Here is an 18351-nt window from a genome sequence, read left to right on the forward strand (position 1 = left end):
TCAGGCCAGCATCGCGGCATTGTTCTCAAAGCCGCGAAGGGCTTCAGCGGTCGCGGTGCGCGAGAGATCGTCGGCTGCGGGCGAAGGCGCGCGATAGCGCGTGACGATCACCGGCTTCGGCGCGTAGACCGGGTCGGGATCGAGCGGATGCGGGCAATTCGAGAAGCCGACGATCATGTCCATTTCGGCGCGCAGCTCGGCATAATCGCCGCTGTTGGAGAGCTTGCCGCGCCAGTGGAAGCCGCCGGCGTCGTCGACGCGGACAGGCGCAAAGAGATTGAGAATCCCCGGGATGTCACGCCTGGCAAGACCAAGCTTGCCGGCGACGAGCACGAGATTGTCGCGGGTGTTGCGGGTCCTGACGTGAGGATATTTTGTGGCATTCGAAGCTGCCGTCGATCCGCCCATCAGGCAGTCATGGGCGCCCGAACTGTCCTCGATCAGCGAAAACATCACTCGGCCCATATCCGAGAAGATGACGCGGCCCTTGCCGAGGGCGGTCGTCCACTGCACCTTGACCGTATCGACGAGATTGAGCCGTTCGCTGGTGTCAGCGGCGTTCCAGGCGACGAGCGCCACGGTCGATGCGCCTTCGCCCTGGTCGATGCGGAGCGCTTCGCCGCGCTTGACCGCAGTCGACCAATACCAGCCGCCGGGGATGGTTTCCTGATGGATGATCGCAGCCGCATCGATTGCGGGGGCGGGCAGGGGGCTCGGCGCCGGCAGGGCCTTCGGCGCAAATTCCAGCCCCTTCTTCTGATGTTCTTCGTAACGCTGCCGGTTGGCGGCGATCTCTTCGGGCGAACGTCTGACATGCATCATGGTTTTTCTCCTGACGGACTGGAAGCCGGGTCGTCCCGGCGAGGGCCCAGAGAAATGACCGGGCCGTCCCGGTCGGGGCTGAAGACGGAGGGCGCGCCGGCAAGCCTGGGCGGCCAGATCGAAATGTCCTTGGTGATCGTCGCGCCGTAGCGCTCTTTTTCCTCCGGGCGGTCACGCCGACGCTCGAAGGCGACGACGCGCGTCGCCAGCGTGAAGGCCTCGCGCATGTCGTGCGTTACCATGACGACGGTCATCTGCGTTTCGTGCCAGAGCCGCTTCATCAAGGTGTGGATCTCGGCGCGGATGCCGGGGTCGAGCGCGCCGAAGGGCTCATCGAGCAGCAACACCTTCGGTTTCATGATCAGCGCCTGCGCCAGCGCCAGGCGCTGCTGCATGCCGCCTGACAGTTGCGCCGGATATTTGTCCTCGGCGCCGGAAAGGCCGACTTCACCGATCAGCCGCCGGGCTTCGTCAATGGCGTTGCGACGGGCAGCGCCGAAAAGCTTGGCTTTATAGCGAGACCCCGAGAGTTCCCGCCCCAGCAGCACATTGCCGAGCACAGTCAGATGCGGGAAAACCGAATAGCGCTGGAAGACGACGCCCCGATCCGGACCTGGCTCCTGCGGCAGAGCTTCGCCGTCCAGCAGGATCGTGCCGCGCGTTGGCCGTTCCTGGCCGAGCAGCATGCGCAGGAACGTCGACTTGCCGCAGCCGGAGGGACCGACGAGGGCGACGAAGGCGCGCGAGGCGACAGTCAGCGACACATCTTCCAGGACGATCTGGTCGCCGTATTCCTTCCAGACCTTTTCGATCACCAACTCGCTCATGCCTGCTTCTCCAGTTCCGACCAGGGGAAGATGGCAATGCGGATGCGATCGAGAATGTAATTCATGACCACGGCGAGCAGCGTGATCCAGACGACATAGGGAAAGATGACGTCCATCGAGAGGTAGCGGCGCACGAGGAAGATGCGGTAACCGAGGCCGGAATCCGACGAGATCGCCTCGGCCGCAATCAGGAACAGCCAGGCGGGGCCGAGCTGAAGCCGGAGGCAGGTGATCAGCCGGGGCAGGATCTGCGGCAGCACGACACGGAGGCCGATCTGCCAGGAGGAGCCGCCGAGCGTTTCAGCTTTGACGATCTGCTCACGCGGCAGCTCCAGCGCCTTCAGCGCAAGGTCGCGGATCATCGTCGGCGCAACGCCGATGACAATGAGCGCGATCTTCGAGGCTTCGCCGAGCCCCATGGCAATGAACAGGATCGGCAGCAGCGCCAGCGGCGGCACCATCGAGATGACGGCGACGAAGGGGGAGAGCAGCGCCCGGAGATATGGCAGCATGCCGATCAGCATGCCGATGACGAGCGCGGTGATCGTGGAGATGCCGAGGCCTGCAAGCAGGCGGATCAGGCTCGCCCCCGTATCGGACCAGAGCAGATATTCGCCGGTGCGCGGATCGGCGACGAAGGCCAGGCGATCGATCGCATCGGCAAACCCGGCAAGACCGGGCAACAGCTTGTCATTGGCGTTTTCCGCCAGCCGTGCCGCCGAGCCCATCGTGTAGGCAACGATCAGCAGCACGAAGGGCAGCAGCGTCAAGGCAAGCTGCGCGCCCCGGCTCGGCCTCGTGTTGATCCAGCGCATGAGGAAAGCTCCGCTGATGAAGATTGGGCGGCGCGGTCAAGACCGCACCGCTGCTTGGACATCGCTCAGAGCGAACCGTCGGCGGCCGCCTTCATGTAAGTCTCGGTGAAGCGCAACTTGACGTTGCCACTGTCGCCGAGGATCTTGCCATCCGGCATTTCGATGCCGATGACGTCTGCCGATGGCGCGCCATTGCCGAGCAAGCCTTTTTCGAACAGGAAATTGCGGACAAGATCCATTGTCTTCGGCAGGCTGCCTGAGGCAGTGAAGGCAACGGCATCGGCCGGCTTGGCAAACAGCTTGGTGGCGGCAAGCTGGGATTCGAAACCCTTGAGATCGGTGCCCGATGCCTGGCCCATCGCTTCGCGCGCAGCCTTGCCGTCGGCACTGTCGGCAGTCAGCAGTGCAGCGGTTTCATACCAGATGCCGGCGAGTGCCTTGCCGAAATTCGGATTGTCCTTCAGCACGCCTGAATTGGCGACCATCAGGTCGATGATCTCGCCCGGCACCTGCGAGCTGTCGAACACCTTCTTGGCGGTGGGATCCTCGAGGATGGTCGAGACCAGCGGGTTCCAGGTGACAACTGCGGTCACGTCAGCCGTCTTATAGGCGGCGACCATGTCGGCATCGGAGGTGTTGACCACCTTAACGTCGCGCTCGGTCAGCTTGATGCTTTCGAGCGCGCGGGCCAGCAGATAGTGCGAAACGGAAAATTCGACGAGATTGACGTTCTGTCCCTTGATGTCGGCAAGGCTCGCCTTGTCCTTGAGGATAACGGCATCATTGCCGTTCGAGAAATCGCCGACGATGACCGCTGTCGTATCAACGCCGCCGGCGGCCGGGATCGACAGGCCGTCCATATTGGTCAACGTCACGGCGTCGAAGGCGCCTGCGGTATATTGGTTCATCGATTCGACATAGTCGTTGAACTGGGTGACCTCGATCTTGATGCCGTATTTGTCGGCCCATTTCTTGACGATGCCGTGATCAGCAGCATAACCCCAGGGCATCCAGCCGACATAGATCGACCAGGCGACCTTGAAATCGGCCTTCTGTTCGGCCTTGGCGATGGAGCCGAGCCCGAGCGCCAGGGACGCCGTCAGGGCGGTGATCGATAGGATCTTCGAAAAAGTCTGCATTGAAATTCCCCTTTTGCTTTTCTTCAAAAGGGATCGGCAATGACCATCGTGCCGCCAATCCCTTGGCTTACGAGGTCTCCCGGGCTTTTGTCCCGCCGTGCACCCGGCGGGATGTCTCCCCTGCCGGTGGTAGCTCTCGGACCAGCCACGCCTTGCGACGCCGGAACCCTAGCCACCAACTCTGCAACTATCGAAGCAAAGTGCGTGCCAAATTATAAACCGTTGATTTTATTGAGAGGTCGATGGCGCCAATTCCCCAGCAAATGCAATAGTGCATGCACTTGCACAGAAAATGTGCGTATTCTGCCGCCAGCTTAGGCGCTGGTTCTTTTTTGCCCAGCGGAAAACAAGGCCCCAGGCAGAACGCACAGAACGCCGAATTGCGGCTGCCCTGAGTTAGTTCCGGAAAGCGCCGGCCGGGACCGTCGTCACCAGCCGGATGTCACGGCGGAAGTCCGACGGCGACATGCCGGCGATGTGGCGGAAGGATTTGTTGAAGGCGCTGATCGAGCCGAAGCCGCTGTCCATCGCCACCTGCAGCACGTTGGCGCCCTCGCTCATCAGCATCGCCTGAGCGCGCGACAGCCGCAGCAGCGTCACGTATTTGCTGAGCGTCATGCCAGTCGATCGCTTGAACAGGTTCATCGCATATTTCGGATGCAGATCGGCGGCGCGGGCGATATCGACCGAATCGATGTCCTGCAGGAAATTGGCGGCGATGAAATCGCACATGCGCGCGACGCTGCGCGAGGAATGCGGATACGGTTGATCGCCGTCGAGATTGATGGCCGCCTGCGACGTCATCGAATAGGGTTCGAGCGCGATCCGCTCGATGCGCAGCAGCAGCTCGTCGACGGCGTGCTGGGCCTTGGCGGGATCGCCTGAGTTGGCATAGCGGAACCAGCGGGTGAAGTTCTCGCTGTCGGCGGCATCCGTTGCCGAAGTCAGCAGCGTCTCGCCCTTCATCAGTCGGCTGGAAACGCTGATCGGCAAGCGCAGCCGGAAGAAATAGACGAGCGGCAAATGGGCGCCGGCATAGAGCGAATCATCCGAAGATTCATCCATCTGATGCGGCTGACCACCCCAAAACAGGCACATTTCGCCGGCGTTCAGCCGGAATTCGTGGTCGCTCATCCGGTAGTGAACGGTTCCGCGCATCACGTAGTTGACCTCGACCTGCGCGTGCCAGTGCGGCATCGCCATAACAGGCGGATGGGCATGAAACATCTGCAGCGCTGTCGGCAAACCCTCGATGCTGCTCGCGCCGGGCTGGTAGATTGCACGTGTGCCGACCTTACTTTCCGCCAAATTCATGTTCCCTTTTTAGGAGACACCCGCTCCCTTACAGATAGTCTAACCGCGTTCGTGAAAGATCGGCAATTGAAAAGGGAGGATTTTCAATGCGCTTCAAACTTCTCGCTGCGACCGCAGCTGTTGCATTGCTTGCTTCCGGCTCCGCATTCGCGCAGTCGGCCAATCTTACCATCTGGAGCTGGAATGTCGCCGCATCGGCATTGAAGTCCACGCTTCCAGGCTTCAACAAGCAGTTTCCCGATATCAAAATCACCGTTGAGGACCTCGGCAACAGCCAGGTCTTCGACAAGACGCTCGCTGCCTGCGCCGCCGGCGGCGACGGCTTGCCTGACATCGTCAGCATCGAGAATTTCGAGGCTGAAATCTTCTGGAGCCGATTCCCGGATTGTTTTGCCAATCTGAAAGAGCTCGGCTATACGCCCGAGATCCAGGCAAAATTTCCTGACTTCAAGCGCACTGAGCTCGAGGTCGGCGATGTCGCTTACGCCATGCCGTGGGATTCCGGCCCTGTCGCCGTCTTCTACCGCCGCGACCTCTACGAAAAGGCCGGCGTCGATCCGAGCACCATCAGCACCTGGGACGATTTCATTGCCGCCGGCAAGAAGATTTCCGCCGCCAATCCCGGCGTGGTCATGGCGCAGGCAGACTTCAATGGCGACAGCGAATGGTTCCGCATGATCGCCAATGAACAGGGCTGCGGCTATTACTCGACCGACGGCCAGAACATCACCATCAACCAGCCGGCCTGCGTCGCTTCGCTGCAAAAAGTGAAGGAAATGAAGGACGCCGGCACGCTGACGGCGGCCAACTGGGACGAAAAGATCCAGGCCAATACCGCCGGCAAGGCCGCAAGCCAGTTGTATGGCGGTTGGTATGAGGGCACCGTGCGCTCGACCTCTCCCGATCTCAAGGGCAAGTGGGGCGTCTACAGAATGCCGAGCCTGACGGCTGATGGCCCGCATGCGGCCAATCTCGGCGGTTCGTCGCTCGCCATTTCGGCGACGTCCGCAAATAAGGAAGCCGCCTGGAAATTCGTCAACTACGCCCTCGGCACGGATGAGGGTCAGATCACCATGCTGAAGGAGTTCGGTCTGGTTCCGTCGCTGCTTTCGGCCGAGAAGGATCCCTTCGTCAATGAGCCGCAACCCTATTGGGGCGGCCAGAAGGTCTGGGCTGATATCCTGGCGACACTGCCGAAGATCGTGCCGAGCCGCGGTACCGCCTTCCAAAGTGATGCCGAAGCCATCTTCAAGGCGACGCAGGCGAAGTTCTTTGCCGGCGGCTATCCCGATGCGAAGGCGGCTCTCGACGATGCCGCCAAGCAGATCGCTTCAGCGACCGGCCTTCCGATCGCGCAATGAATGACGATGCCGGGCGCTTGAGGCGCCCGGCTTTCCCCCGGCTTGCAAAGCGGCCGGTCATTCGTTCGTGAGGAGGAGGCTTGATGCCGTTCAGAACCCGGAGCGCCTATGCGTTCCTTGCCCCCTATCTGCTGGTCTTTGCCACCTTCTGGGTCTGGCCGATCATCAATTCGTTCCTGATTTCCTTTCAGAACACCCGCATCAACCCGTGGAAATACAGTTTCCAGGCCAATTGGGGCCGGCTCTTCTACGACCCGGCCTTCTACAATGCTCTTTACAACACGCTGATCATCCTGCTGATTCAGGTGCCGGTGATGATCGCGCTTGCGACGGTCATGGCCGTAATGCTCAATTCGCCGCTGCTGAAAGCGCGGCCGCTTTTCCGCTTCGCCTTCTTTGCGCCTGTCGTCGTCGGCGAGGTCGCCTATGCTGCCGTCTTCCGGCTGATGTTCAGCCTCGATTTCGGGATCATCAACAAGCTGATTTCCGCCGTCGGTCTCAGCCCGGTCTCCTGGTTCGACAACGCGAATGCCGCCATGGCGCTGATCATCCTCGCCGTCACATGGCGCTGGGCGGGCTACAACGCCATCATCATTCTCGCCGGGCTGCAGTCGATTCCCGACGATGTCTACGAGGCGGCGACACTCGACCGGGTGAGCAAGATCCAGCAATTCTTTCATATCACCCTGCCACTTCTGAAGCCGATCATCCTCTTCTGCGTGGTTCTTTCGGTGATCGGCACCATGCAGCTCTTCACCGAGCCCTTCCTGATCACCAACCGCGGCGGTCCCGGCGGCGGCACCGAGACCCTCGGCCTGCTGCTCTACCGCCAGGGCTTCACTTCGCTGAACTTCGGCTATGCCTCGGCGATCGCCTATACGATGGCTGCCCTTGCCGTGGCGATCTCGCTTCTCAATCTCTGGGTCGGGAGGGATCCGAAATGAAGTCCAAATCGCAATCCCTTCTGCTGCGCCAGATCGCGTTGCATGCCGCACTGGCGCCGCTGGCGATAATCTGGCTGTTTCCGCTCTGGATGATGTTCGTCTTCTCGACCATGCCCGACAACGGCATCTTCAGCCCTGATATCGTGCTCTGGCCATCGACCAATTTCGTCGAGAATTTCAAGAACCTGCAGGCCGATACCGATTTCATCGGCGCCATGGTGATCTCCGTCGGCGTCGCGCTCATCTATACGGTCCTGTCGGTACTGCTGACCTCGATGGCGGGCTGGGCGCTGGCGCGTTACCGTTTCGTCGGCCGCTCCATCGTCATCGCCATCATCCTCGGCACGATCACGCTGCCGTTTTCGGTGGTCGTCATCCCGCAATTCATCATGGTGGCACGCGAATTCAAGCTGGCAAATACCTGGGTGGCGCTGATTGTGCCACCGTTGTTCAATTCGCTCGGCGTGCTGTTCATGCGGCAATCCTTCTCGATGATGCCGGGCGAACTCTTTGATGCGGCTCGGGTCGAAGGCGTCAAGGAATGGCAGATCTTCCTGCGCATCGCGCTGCCGCTGGCGCGTCCGACCATGGCGGCACTGGCGATCATCCTGTTCCTGGCCTCGTGGAACAACTACCTCTGGCCGCTTCTGATCAATTCCAAACCGGGAATGATGACAGCGCCGGTGGCATTGGGAACGCTGATCGGCCTCACCAAGGTCTCTTGGGGCGGCATCATGGCCGGCGCGGTGCTGCTGACGGCGCCGATCCTCGTCGTCTTCGTGGCTCTCCAGCGCCATTTCATCGCCGGCATCGCGGCCGGCGCAATCAAATAATCGAACAATAGGGAGGCCGCATGGCAGAGCTTTCACTCAGCAACATCGTCAAGCGCTTCGGCGGCTTTGAGATCATCCACGGCGCCAATCTGGAGGTGAAGGACGGCGAATTCGTCGTCTTCGTCGGCCCCTCCGGCTGCGGCAAGTCCACGCTGCTCAGGATGATCGCCGGCCTCGAGGACATCACCTCGGGCGAGCTTCAGATCGGCGGCAGGGTCGTCAACGACGTCGAGCCGGCCGATCGCGGCATCGCCATGGTGTTCCAGTCCTATGCGCTCTATCCGCACCTGACCGTCGAGGAAAATCTGAGCTTCGGCCTGCGCATGAACGGCAATCCGAAAGGCGACACTGAACGGCGCGTGCGCCATGTCGCCGAGATCCTGCAGATCACCGAGTTGATGAAGCGGCGGCCGAAGCAGCTTTCCGGCGGCCAGCGCCAGCGCGTCGCGATCGGCCGCGCCATCGTCCGCGAACCCCAGGTCTTCCTGTTCGACGAACCCTTGTCGAACCTCGATGCGGAACTGCGCGTGCAGATGCGCGTCGAAATCTCCCGGCTGCACAAGCAACTGGGCACGACGATGATTTATGTCACCCACGACCAGACCGAGGCGATGACGCTCGCCGACAGGATCGTCGTGTTGCGCGCCGGCAATATCGAGCAGATCGGCGCGCCACTCGACCTTTACGACGACCCCGCCAACCAGTTCGTCGCCGGTTTCGTCGGCTCGCCGAAGATGAATTTCCTGAAGGCCGTGGTGATCGAGACGCAGCCGGGCAGGGCGGTGATCGCGCTGGAAAGTGATACCAATACACGGCTGTCGCTGCCCGTCGCCGATCCGATCGAAGCCGGCGCGAAGGTGACGCTCGGCATTCGTCCCGAACATTTCGTCGATGCGGGCATGGGCGATGCCGACCTCACCGTCACCATCGACGTCGCCGAACACCTCGGCAATACCAGCTACATCTACGCCACCATCGGCCCCGAGCAACTGATCATCGAGCGGCCGGAATCCCGCGTCGCCGGCAATCGCGAGACGCTGACGGTCGGCCTTCCCGCCAACCGCACATTCCTTTTCGACGGTGCCGGCAGGCGGCTTCGCTAACCTATCCCAAGACCGAAAGACGAAAGAGGATTTTCCATGAGTTCAGATCAACCGATCCGCTGGGGCATCATCGGCCCCGGCACCATCGCCCGCACCTTTGCCGACGGCGTCGCCCATTCTCGCACGGGAAAGCTGGTGGCAATCGCCACCCGCAATCCTGCAAAACCCGGCCTTGCCGAAAATTTCCCCGGCGCCCGCATCGTCAATGGCTACGAGGCGCTGCTTTCCGACCCTGAGGTTGATGCCGTCTATATCTCCGTGCCCCATACCGGCCATGCCGAATGGGCGATCAAGGCCGCCCGCGCCGGCAAGCACATCCTGGTGGAAAAGCCGATCGCGCTGTCGGCCTATGATGCCGAAGCCGTTTACTACGAGGCGAAAAAGGCCGGCGTCTTTGCCGGCGAGGCCTTCATGTACCGCGTGCATCCGCAGACGGAGAAGCTGGTCGAGCTCGTCAAAAGCGGCGTCATCGGCACCGTCCGCATCATCCGTTCGAGCTTCGGCTTCAACATGGGCAGCTATAGGCCGGAACACCGGCTTTTCGCCAATGATACCGCCGGCGGCGGCATTCTCGATGTCGGCGGTTATCCGGTTTCGATGGCCCGGCTGATTGCCGGCGCGGCGCAGGGCAAGGCCTTCCTCGAACCCGAGAAGGTCTCGGGCGTCGCCCATCTCGGAGAGAGCGGCGTCGATGAATGGGCCTCTGCCGTGCTGAAGTTCCCGAACGAGATCATCGCCGAAGTCTCCTGCTCGATCATGGCGAATCAGGACAATGTGCTGCGCATCATCGGCTCGGAAGGCCGGATCGAGGTCCAGGACTTCTGGTTCGCCTCCGGCCACAAGGGCGGCGTCGGCAAGATCGAGATCTTCAAGGGCGGCAGCCGGGAAACCGTCGAGCTCAGGGAAGACCGCTGGCTTTACTCCTTCGAGGCCGATGCGGCGGGTGACGCCATCCGCGCCGGTAAGACGGAATTCAGCTCTCCCGGCATGAGCTGGGCGGATTCGATCGGAAACCTGCGCGTGCTCGACCAATGGCGTGCCTCGGTCGGTCTGGAATACGGCGTTGAGAAAGCCAGTAAGCGCACGGCAAACATTGCCGGCGGCACGGTCGCGCGTGGCAACAGCATTCCGCAGCGTCAGATCCCCGGCATTTCCAAGCCGGCCTCGGTCGTCACGCTCGGCTTCGAGTTCTTCCCGAACTTCGCCTCTGCCTCGCTGACGCTCGACGCCTTCTACGAAGCCGGCGGCAATGCCTTCGACACGGCCTATGTCTATGGCGGCGGCAAGACGGAAGCGATCTTCGGCGACTGGCACACGAGCCGAAAGGTGCCGCGCGAAGAGATCGTGCTGATCGGCAAGGGTGCGCATTCGCCGCTCTGCTATCCCGATATGATCGCAAAGCAGCTCGACCAGTCGCTTTCCCGGCTGAAGACCGATTATGTCGACATCTATTTCATGCATCGCGACAACACCGACGTGCCCGTCAGCGAGTTCGTCGATGCCATGGATGCCGAGGTCAAGCGTGGCCGCATTCGCGGCATCTTCGGTGGCTCGAACTGGACAAGGGCGCGTTTCGACGAGGCGATCGCCTATGCCGAAAAGACCGGCAAGGCGGCGCCGGCAGCACTCTCCAACAACTTCTCGCTCGCCGAGATGCTCGATCCGATCTGGGCCGGTTGCGTCGCCGCTTCCGACGACGACTGGAAGAAGTGGCTGAACGAGAAGCAGATCCCGAACTTTGCCTGGTCGAGCCAGGGCCGCGGCTTCTTCACCGACCGTGCCGGCCGCGACAAGCGAGACGATGAGGAGATCGTGCGGGTCTGGTATTCCGAGCGCAACTTCGGACGCCGCGACCGCGCCATCGAGCTGGCCAACAAGCTCGGCCGCAATCCGATCCATATCGCGCTCGCCTATGTGATCGCCCAGCCTTTCCCGGTCATTCCGCTGATCGGGCCGCGCACCGTCGCCGAGCTGGAAGACAGTCTCTCGGCGCTCGACATCAAGCTGACGCCCGATCAGGTGAAGTGGCTGGAAGGCTGACCAATAGGAAAGGGCGCGGTTCACGTCGCGCCCTTTCCATTCTACTTGCGTGACTCGGAAGCCCTCTTCCGGGCGGCATCGTCCATCAGCTCATACCACATGGCGTTGAGGACGGCGAAGGCGGCGGCCAGCGGCAGTCCGAGCATCCATGCAAAATACCACATCGTTTCGTCTCCTTCAGAGCAATTCCAGGCAAAGCGTGAAGCGCTTTTGCCGGGAATTGCGTAAAAACAAAAGGTTAGAGCGGTTCTACTGAGCCGCTCTAGTAAGCGTGGCTATTTTTGTCGGTGATGGACTTCTCATCGACCTTGCCCCACAGAACCTTGTAGACCCAGGCCGTGTAGGCGAAGATGATCGGCAGGAAGATCACCGTCACCACCAGCATGATGAACAGCGTCATGTGGCTGGAGGATGCATCCCAGACCGTCAGGCTCGATCGCGGATCGAGTGAGGAGGGCAGGATGAACGGGAACATCGACAGGCCGACCGTGGAGATGATGCCAAGGATCGCCACCTTGCTGAACAGCAGCGTCATCACCTCGCGTTTTGCCCGCATGGCAATGAAGGCCAGTGCCGCGCCGACGAAGCCGAGCACGGGCGCGATGATCATCCACGCATGGGCAGCGTAGTTGGTCAGCCACGCGCCTTTCTCCAGCGCCACGGTCTTCAGCAGCGGGTTGGAGGGACCGATCGGGCTGATATCGCTGGTGATGCGATAGCCGCCGACACCGATCCACAGGAAGAGGCCGCCGAGTGCGAAAAGCACGATGACGGCAAGAGCGGCGATGCTGCCATAGCGTCTGGCACGTTCGGCCACCGGGCCGCTTGCCTTCAACACCAGCCATGCCGCTCCATGCATCGTCAACATGGCTAGGGAAAGCAGGCCGCAGAGCAGCGCATAGGGGTTGAGCAGGGCGAAGAACGAACCTTCGTAGAAGATCCGCATATCGTCGGCAAAGCGGAAGGGCACGCCCTGTAGCACATTGCCGACGGCAACGCCGAAGATCAGCGACGGCACGAAACCGCCGATGAAGAGCGCCCAGTCCCAGCCGCTCCGCCAAGTGGCGCTTTCCCGCTTCGACCGGTATTTAAAACCGACCGGGCGCAGGATGAGCGCGAAGAGGATCGCAAACATCGCCAGGTAAAAGCCCGAGAAGGAAACCGCATAGAGCGGCGGCCAGGCGGCGAAAATGGCGCCGCCGCCGAGGATCAGCCAGACCTGGTTGCCCTCCCAGGTGGCGCCGATGGTGTTGATCGCCACGCGCCGTTCCGTGTCGGTCCTGGCGACGAAAGGCAGAAGCGTGCCGACGCCGAGGTCGAAGCCGCCCGTCGTTGCAAAGGCGATCAGCAATACGCCGAGCAGCAGCCACCAGATGAGACGCAGGCTTTCATAGTCGATGAGTTCGTGAAGGATCATGACAGTCACTCCGCGGCCGGGACGAGGGTTTCGGAAATCAGAACGGCTTCCGGCTCGTCGTCCGGTTCCGGTCCTTGGCGAATCGCCTTGATCATCAGGCTCATCTCGATGACGATCAGCACCGTATAAAGTGCGCCAAAACCGATGATGGTCAGAAGCACAGTGCTGGCGCCGAGGCTGGAGACGGCGGCAGCCGTCGGCAGAACGCCTTCGATCACCCAGGGCTGGCGGCCGAACTCGGCGACGACCCAGCCGAGTTCGATGGCGACCCAGGGCAAGGGGATCGCCAGCACGGCAATCTTCAGAAGCAGCGGATATTTGTCGAGATGGCGGCGCGCCGACAGCCAGAAGAAGGTGGCGGTCAGCAGGATGAAGAAGATGCCGAGGCCGACCATGATGCGGAACGACCAGAACAGCGTCGGCACGTGCGGGATCGTATCACGCGCGGCCTGGACGATCTGCTCGTCGGTCGCCTGGCGAGGATCGTCGACGTAGCGCTTCAGAAGAAGGGCATAACCGAGATCATGGCCGAGATCCTCGAAGGAGCTGCGCACTTCCTGCGCAACCTGATCCTGTGCCGGTGCCGAACGGATCTGCATCAGCGCGTCGTAAGCCTTGATGCCGTCGCGGATGCGGGTTTCGGCTTGCTGTTCGAGCTTGTCGATGCCGGGGATCTCGGTCGTCAGCGACCGTGTGCCGATCAGGCCCATGACCCAGGGAATATGCACGGCAAAATGCGTCTCGCGCGCCTCCTGATCGGGAAAACCAAAGGCGGTGAAGGCCGCCGGAGCGGGCTCCGTCTTCCACATGCCCTCGATCGCGGCGAGCTTCATCTTCTGGTTTTCGGTGGCGAGATACCCGCTCTCATCGCCGAGCACGACGACGGAAAGTGCCGAGGCGAGGCCGAAGGAGGCGGCCACCGTCATCGAGCGCTTGGCAAGCTCGATATGCCGGCCCTTCAACACATACCAGGCCGAGACGCCGAGCACGAAGATCGAGGCGCAGACGTAACCCGCCGACACCGTGTGGACGAATTTCGCCTGGGCCACCGGATTGAAGACCACGTCGAAAAAGCTGGTGATCTCCATACGCATCGTCTGCGGGTTGAGCGCCGATCCCACCGGGTTCTGCATCCAGCCATTGGCGATGAGGATCCAGAGTGCCGAAAAATTCGAGCCGAGCGCCACCGCCCAGGTGGCAACGAGATGCCCGACCTTCGACAGCTTGTCCCAGCCGAAGAAGAACAGCCCGACGAAGGTCGCCTCGAGGAAGAAGGCCATGAGGCCTTCGATCGCCAGCGGCGCGCCGAAGATGTCGCCGACATAATAGCTGTAATAGCTCCAGTTCATGCCGAACTGGAATTCCATGACGATGCCGGTAGCGACGCCGATCACGAAGTTGATGCCGAACAGCGTGCCCCAGAATTTCGTCATCTGCCGCCAGATCTGGCGACCGGTCATGACATAGACGGTTTCCATGATCGCCAGGAGCACGGACAGGCCGAGCGTCAAGGGCACAAACAGGAAGTGGTAAAGCGCCGTCAGCGCGAATTGGAAGCGCGATAGCGCGACGATATCTAGTTCCATTATCTTTCTCCCACGGTCCCACGGGATACAAAGCGTTCCTCCGCGCCGGCCGGCGCGTGAGGGCATGTTTGCTCAATCCGGCCGAAGCCGGTTAAGCGCCTTTTCGAACGCCGCCTCTCCGCGGCGCGAAATCTCTGAGATGCGGCCGCCTTCGATGACGGCGATGCGGTCGGCGATTGCCGCCTCGCGACGGATATGCGTGGCGATCACCAGCGACCGGCCTGCCGCCATGCTCGACAGCCGGCCGATCACGTCACGGGCGGTGGCGCCGTCGAGACTCTCTGTCGGTTCATCGAGCAGCCAGAGCGGCGTGTCGCGCAGGAAGAGCCGGGCAAGCGCCAGCCGGCGCGACTGGCCGCCGGAAAGACCGATCCCGCCTTCGCCGAGCGGCGTATCGATCCCCCGCGGCATGGCCTCGATATCGGCAAGCAGGCCGGCGGCGCCGAGCACCTCAAGAAGACGGCCCTCGCTGGCATCCGGGTTCGCAAGACAGAGGTTGCCGCGCAGGCTGTCCTCGAAGAGTTCCGTCCGTTGCGTCAGCAGGGTCGCCGTTGTCACGGCAACACTTCCCGTCCGGGCCGGCAACTCGCCGGAAAGGAGAGCAAGCAGGCTCGACTTGCCGGCGCCGCTGCTGCCGATGACGGCGAGACGTTCGCCCTGTTGAAGCGTGAGTTCGATACCCTCAAGCGCCGGCGCGGCGGAGTTTTCATGGAAGGCTGACACATCAGCCAGTGAGAAAGCATATCCCGGCAAAGGCGCTGCCAATGGTTCGGGTTCTGTCGCGGCGGCAAACCGCGGCGCGATCCGCGCTGCCGCGAGCAGCGTTCTGCCGAGTTCCAGGGCGCCGCGGCGTAGTGCTGCAAAGGGTTCGACCGCGGCAAAGGCGACGAGCAGGCCGAGCGCGGCGACGGGAGCGGTAATCACCTTGGCTTCCGCAAGCGCTGCGACGGCAAGCAGCGATGCCGTCAACAGCAGCGTCGAAACGAGGCCGAAGCCGAATGTCACGCCGGTTTCGACACGGTTCAGCCGGTCGTCGGCGTGGGCGGCATAGCTGTCGGCTGCCATGATCGCATGTCTCTGCGCGGCAAGCCGACCAGCCATCAGGAGATCGGTCTGGCCGGCGACGAGATCGATCGTCCGCGACCGCAACCCCTCGATACCATGGGCGCGCCTGCGGGCATGTTTGCGCGCCCCCCGGCCGGCGATCAGAGGCAGGCCGAGCCCGGCGCCGGCGAGAAAAAGGCCGAAACACAGACCGAACACGGGATGCATCAGCCCCAGTGCGAGGCTTGCCGCCAGCGCTGCGCCGATCGCCACCGCAGCCGGCACGAGAATGCGCAAATAGAGGGAATCGAGTGCATCGATATCGGCCGTCAGCCGGAAGAGTAGTCTTGCGGGACGATAGAGCAGGGTGCGAGCCGCACCCGGTTCGGCAAAGCCGCGAAACAGCCTTTCGCGCAGGGCGGCGAGCACGCCGAGCGTTGCATCATGGGTCGCAAGCCTCTCGCCGTAGCGCGCGGCCGTCCGGACGATGGCGAGCAGGCGGATGCCGGCCGACGGCGCAAAGACGTCGAAGGTGATGGCGGCGGCGGAGAGACCGGCGAGCGAGGTGGCGGTGATGAACCAGCCGGACAGGCCGAGCAGGGCGATGCCGGCCGCCACCGTCGCCGCCGAAAGTGCTGCGCCGAGCAGCAGCGCACGCCGGCGTTCGGCAAAGAAGAGTCGCAGGATCGGCTTGAGGTTTGTAGCAAATGTGCTCATTCGGCGGCCTCCCTCATGACGAGGTCAGTGTCGATGCGCATGATGCGATGCATGCGGGCGGCAAGCAGCGGATCGTGGGTCGCAACGATCAAGATACGGTCCCTGGCGAGCGAAAGCAGGCTCTCGGTCACCTCGGCGGCGGTGGCGGCGTCGAGATGCGCAGTCGGCTCGTCGGCAAGGATGATCCTAAGATGCGGATTGCAGGCGGCCCGCGCGATCGCCAGCCGCAGCGCCTCGCCGCCGGAAAGTCCGATTCCGCCCTCGCCGAGCGGCCGGCTGCCATAGGCCTCGGCGACATTTCGCAGTCTCGCGGCATCGAGCGCATCCGTCAGATCGCCGCGCAGCATGCCGGGCCTGCCGAGCGCGATATTGCTAGCGATGGTACCGGCAAAAATATGCGGTCTCTGGCCGATCCACGCCATGCTGCCGCGCAGGACGGCGGCGGTATCGTCCGCAAGCTCGATGCCACCGATGACGATCCGGCCACCGGTGCAGGGCGCCAGTCCTGAAATCAACGAAAGAAGCGTCGATTTACCGGAACCGCTGGCGCCGAGAAGCGCCAGATGTTCGCCGGCTACGATATCGAGGTTGAAATCGTCGAGCACCAACGGTTCGTCGGCGGCGTAGCGAAAGGCGAGATTTTCAAGGTGGATATCAGGCGCTTTGGCGACGGCAGGTACCGCCGGCGCGACTTCGACTGCTCCTCGGATGGACAGGCCGTCGGCAGCGATGGCGTCCATGGCTTTCAGCGCCGCTTCGCCCGCCGCCCGATCGTGCCAGACGGCCGAAAGTTCACGCAACGGTTCGAAGAAGGCCGGCGCCAGCAGCAGGATGAACAATCCCTCCGTCAGGTCGAGCCGGCCTGACCAAGTGCCGAAGCGGATTTCGCCGAGCAGGCTGAAGCCGACGTAGACGGCTATCATGGCCACGCCGAGGGCTGCGAAAAGCTCAAGCACGGCCGAGGACAGAAAGGCGATCTTCAGAACCGCCATGGTGCGCACTCGCAGCGATTCCGCTTCCGAACGCAGCCGCAGGGCGGTTGCATCCACCGCGTCGAGCGCGCGGATCGTCGCCAGTCCACGCAGCCGATCGAGCAGGAAGCCGTTGAGGCCGCCGGTCGCAACCAGCTGTCTTTCGCTGGCCGCCTGGGCACGCCAGCCGATCAACGCCATGAAGATCGGGATCAGCGGCGCGGCGAACAGCAAAACCAGCGCGGCGATCCAGGAGACCGGAAGGATGAAGGCAAGGATGATGAGCGGCACGAGGCTCGCCTTCATGCGCGCCGGCTGAAAACGGGCGAGGTAAGGCACGATAAGTTCGGCCTGTTCGCCAAGCACACTTGCGGCTTTGCCGGAGGCCGGCCGGCTGCGATCGATCGGCGACGACATGGAAAGTGCCGCGGCGGCAATCTTCCGCCTGCGGCTGAGCTCGCCGCGCGCGGCATGAAAGGCCAGGCGGCCGCCGGCCGCGTCGAGACAGCTTCTTGCAAACCCGAGGACAAGGATGCCGAGGGCCGGCCATAGAACGTCATGCCATCCGCCGCCATCGGCGATGCGGCCGACCGAGACGGCCAGCAACCCGGCCTGCGGGATCCAGATGGCGGCGCCCAGCGCCTGCAGCATTGCCGCTCTGCGCAGCCCGCCTTTCGCACCGTTGGGACCTGTGACAGGCGAGACAGGATCGCCCTCCGGCATTGGCTCGGCCTCTTGTCTGTCCTTCGCGTCGAAGAAAGCAGTGCCCATGGCGCTAACTCTTGTTCGCAGGATTTGGCCGGCGGCTGCGGCCGAGCGAAACGACCCGGTCCTTGGCCTCCAGAAGCTTGGTCACTTTCGCACCCAGCGAGAGTAGCGTTGCGAGCCTTTCCGTTTCAAGTTGTTTTACGTCGTCATACCAATGCGTCAGCTGCTCGATCAGCGTGTGCATCTCGCTCATCCGCTGCTGCGCATGGCGCTCGGCGTCGCTCGCCGGCCGCTGCATCAGGATTTCGCGCAGAACAGACAGCGTCGGATCGACTTCCCGCTTCTTTCTCTCCTCGGCAAGCGTCCTCAATATGTGCCAGACATCATCTGGCGTCGTGAAGAAATCGCGGCGATCATCCGGCCTGTGTTTGAGAAGAACGAGGTTCCAGGCTTGCAGTTCGCGCAGGCTCATCGACACATTGGAGCGCGAGATGCCGAGCGACTCGGCAATCTCCTCGGCGCAGAGCGGCGCCGGAGAAACGAAGAGCAGGGCGTAGATCTGGCCGACCGTGCGGTTGATTCCCCAGCGGGATCCCATTTCGCCGAAATGGAGAACAAAGGACTGGACGAGAGGCGGAAGGTTCATAGTCGTTTCCGTTGCGTCTGTGATTTCAGAAATTTCTGAAATTAATATACTGACTTTCGCGTCT

Annotated in this window: 16 protein-coding genes and 1 riboswitch; of the genes, 5 read left to right on the forward strand and 11 right to left on the reverse strand. The window is 62.4% G+C overall.

Translation table 11 applies throughout. The features are described 5' to 3' along the window. From ACMUVN_RS12270 to ACMUVN_RS12290, 5 genes are all read right to left on the reverse strand, one after another. Positions 1 to 822, reverse strand: coding sequence for an urea amidolyase associated protein UAAP1 (locus ACMUVN_RS12270; protein ID WP_063476079.1), 822 nt, complete (start codon positions 820 to 822; stop codon positions 1 to 3). Beyond that, on the reverse strand, positions 819 to 1649 hold the full coding sequence (locus ACMUVN_RS12275; RefSeq protein WP_063476080.1) for an ABC transporter ATP-binding protein: 831 nt from the start codon (positions 1647 to 1649) through the stop codon (positions 819 to 821). The genes ACMUVN_RS12270 and ACMUVN_RS12275 overlap by 4 nt, the downstream gene beginning before the upstream one ends. Then, positions 1646 to 2464, reverse strand: coding sequence for an ABC transporter permease (locus tag ACMUVN_RS12280; RefSeq protein WP_063476081.1), 819 nt, complete (start codon positions 2462 to 2464; stop codon positions 1646 to 1648). The genes ACMUVN_RS12275 and ACMUVN_RS12280 overlap by 4 nt, the downstream gene beginning before the upstream one ends. Before the next feature lie 65 nt (positions 2465 to 2529). Continuing rightward, a complete protein-coding gene (locus tag ACMUVN_RS12285; RefSeq protein WP_047613073.1) occupies positions 2530 to 3603 on the reverse strand; it encodes a putative urea ABC transporter substrate-binding protein in 1074 nt (357 codons plus the stop codon). 74 nt (positions 3604 to 3677) lie between these two features. After that, positions 3678 to 3786, reverse strand: a riboswitch (guanidine-I (ykkC/yxkD leader). A gap of 213 nt (positions 3787 to 3999) precedes the next feature. After that, complete coding sequence (locus ACMUVN_RS12290) at positions 4000 to 4917, reverse strand: helix-turn-helix domain-containing protein (RefSeq protein ID WP_097630955.1); 918 nt, start codon at positions 4915 to 4917, stop codon at positions 4000 to 4002. Between the two features lie 86 nt (positions 4918 to 5003). Here ACMUVN_RS12290 and ACMUVN_RS12295 point away from each other — a divergent pair, with 86 nt between their 5' ends. From ACMUVN_RS12295 to ACMUVN_RS12315, 5 genes are all read left to right on the forward strand, one after another. Then, entirely contained in the window at positions 5004 to 6278 is a 1275-nt protein-coding gene (locus tag ACMUVN_RS12295; RefSeq protein WP_047614940.1) for an extracellular solute-binding protein, read from the forward strand. A gap of 83 nt (positions 6279 to 6361) precedes the next feature. Further along, the gene (locus tag ACMUVN_RS12300; RefSeq protein ID WP_028757496.1) at positions 6362 to 7222 is read left to right on the forward strand and encodes a carbohydrate ABC transporter permease; all 861 of its coding nucleotides are present in this window, start codon (positions 6362 to 6364) and stop codon (positions 7220 to 7222) included. Continuing rightward, the gene (locus tag ACMUVN_RS12305) at positions 7219 to 8055 is read left to right on the forward strand and encodes a carbohydrate ABC transporter permease (protein WP_063476083.1); all 837 of its coding nucleotides are present in this window, start codon (positions 7219 to 7221) and stop codon (positions 8053 to 8055) included. The genes ACMUVN_RS12300 and ACMUVN_RS12305 overlap by 4 nt, the downstream gene beginning before the upstream one ends. A gap of 20 nt (positions 8056 to 8075) precedes the next feature. After that, positions 8076 to 9158, forward strand: a complete 1083-nt coding sequence (locus ACMUVN_RS12310) for an ABC transporter ATP-binding protein (protein ID WP_097544040.1) — start codon at positions 8076 to 8078, stop codon at positions 9156 to 9158. 36 nt (positions 9159 to 9194) lie between these two features. After that, positions 9195 to 11198 carry an aldo/keto reductase gene (locus tag ACMUVN_RS12315; protein WP_097630954.1) on the forward strand — a complete coding sequence of 668 codons (2004 nt, stop codon included), beginning with the start codon at positions 9195 to 9197 and terminating at the stop codon, positions 11196 to 11198. Positions 11199 to 11239: 41 nt separating this feature from the next. Here ACMUVN_RS12315 and cydX read toward each other — a convergent pair whose 3' ends face one another. The 6 genes from cydX to ACMUVN_RS12345 all read right to left on the reverse strand — a co-directional run bounded on the left by cydX (position 11240) and on the right by ACMUVN_RS12345 (position 18287). Next, positions 11240 to 11362 (reverse strand): cytochrome bd-I oxidase subunit CydX, encoded by a 123-nt coding sequence (gene cydX, locus ACMUVN_RS12320; RefSeq protein ID WP_047613080.1) that lies wholly within the window; start codon positions 11360 to 11362, stop codon positions 11240 to 11242. A gap of 98 nt (positions 11363 to 11460) precedes the next feature. Beyond that, the gene (cydB, locus tag ACMUVN_RS12325; protein WP_047613081.1) at positions 11461 to 12615 is read right to left on the reverse strand and encodes a cytochrome d ubiquinol oxidase subunit II; all 1155 of its coding nucleotides are present in this window, start codon (positions 12613 to 12615) and stop codon (positions 11461 to 11463) included. Between the two features lie 5 nt (positions 12616 to 12620). Continuing rightward, positions 12621 to 14201 carry a cytochrome ubiquinol oxidase subunit I gene (locus tag ACMUVN_RS12330; protein ID WP_047613082.1) on the reverse strand — a complete coding sequence of 527 codons (1581 nt, stop codon included), beginning with the start codon at positions 14199 to 14201 and terminating at the stop codon, positions 12621 to 12623. A 72-nt stretch (positions 14202 to 14273) separates the two neighbouring features. Beyond that, positions 14274 to 15962, reverse strand: coding sequence for an amino acid ABC transporter ATP-binding/permease protein (locus ACMUVN_RS12335; RefSeq protein ID WP_097630952.1), 1689 nt, complete (start codon positions 15960 to 15962; stop codon positions 14274 to 14276). Continuing rightward, the gene (cydD, locus tag ACMUVN_RS12340) at positions 15959 to 17704 is read right to left on the reverse strand and encodes a thiol reductant ABC exporter subunit CydD (RefSeq protein ID WP_097630951.1); all 1746 of its coding nucleotides are present in this window, start codon (positions 17702 to 17704) and stop codon (positions 15959 to 15961) included. Before cydD ends, ACMUVN_RS12335 begins: the two co-directional genes overlap by 4 nt. A 4-nt stretch (positions 17705 to 17708) precedes the next feature. Then, on the reverse strand, positions 17709 to 18287 hold the full coding sequence (locus tag ACMUVN_RS12345) for a GbsR/MarR family transcriptional regulator (RefSeq protein ID WP_047613087.1): 579 nt from the start codon (positions 18285 to 18287) through the stop codon (positions 17709 to 17711). Positions 18288 to 18351 lie beyond the last annotated feature (64 nt).

The sequence above is a fragment of the Rhizobium sp. IY2 genome (assembly GCF_047532935.1).
In the GTDB taxonomy this organism is placed as follows: domain Bacteria; phylum Pseudomonadota; class Alphaproteobacteria; order Rhizobiales; family Rhizobiaceae; genus Rhizobium; species Rhizobium anhuiense.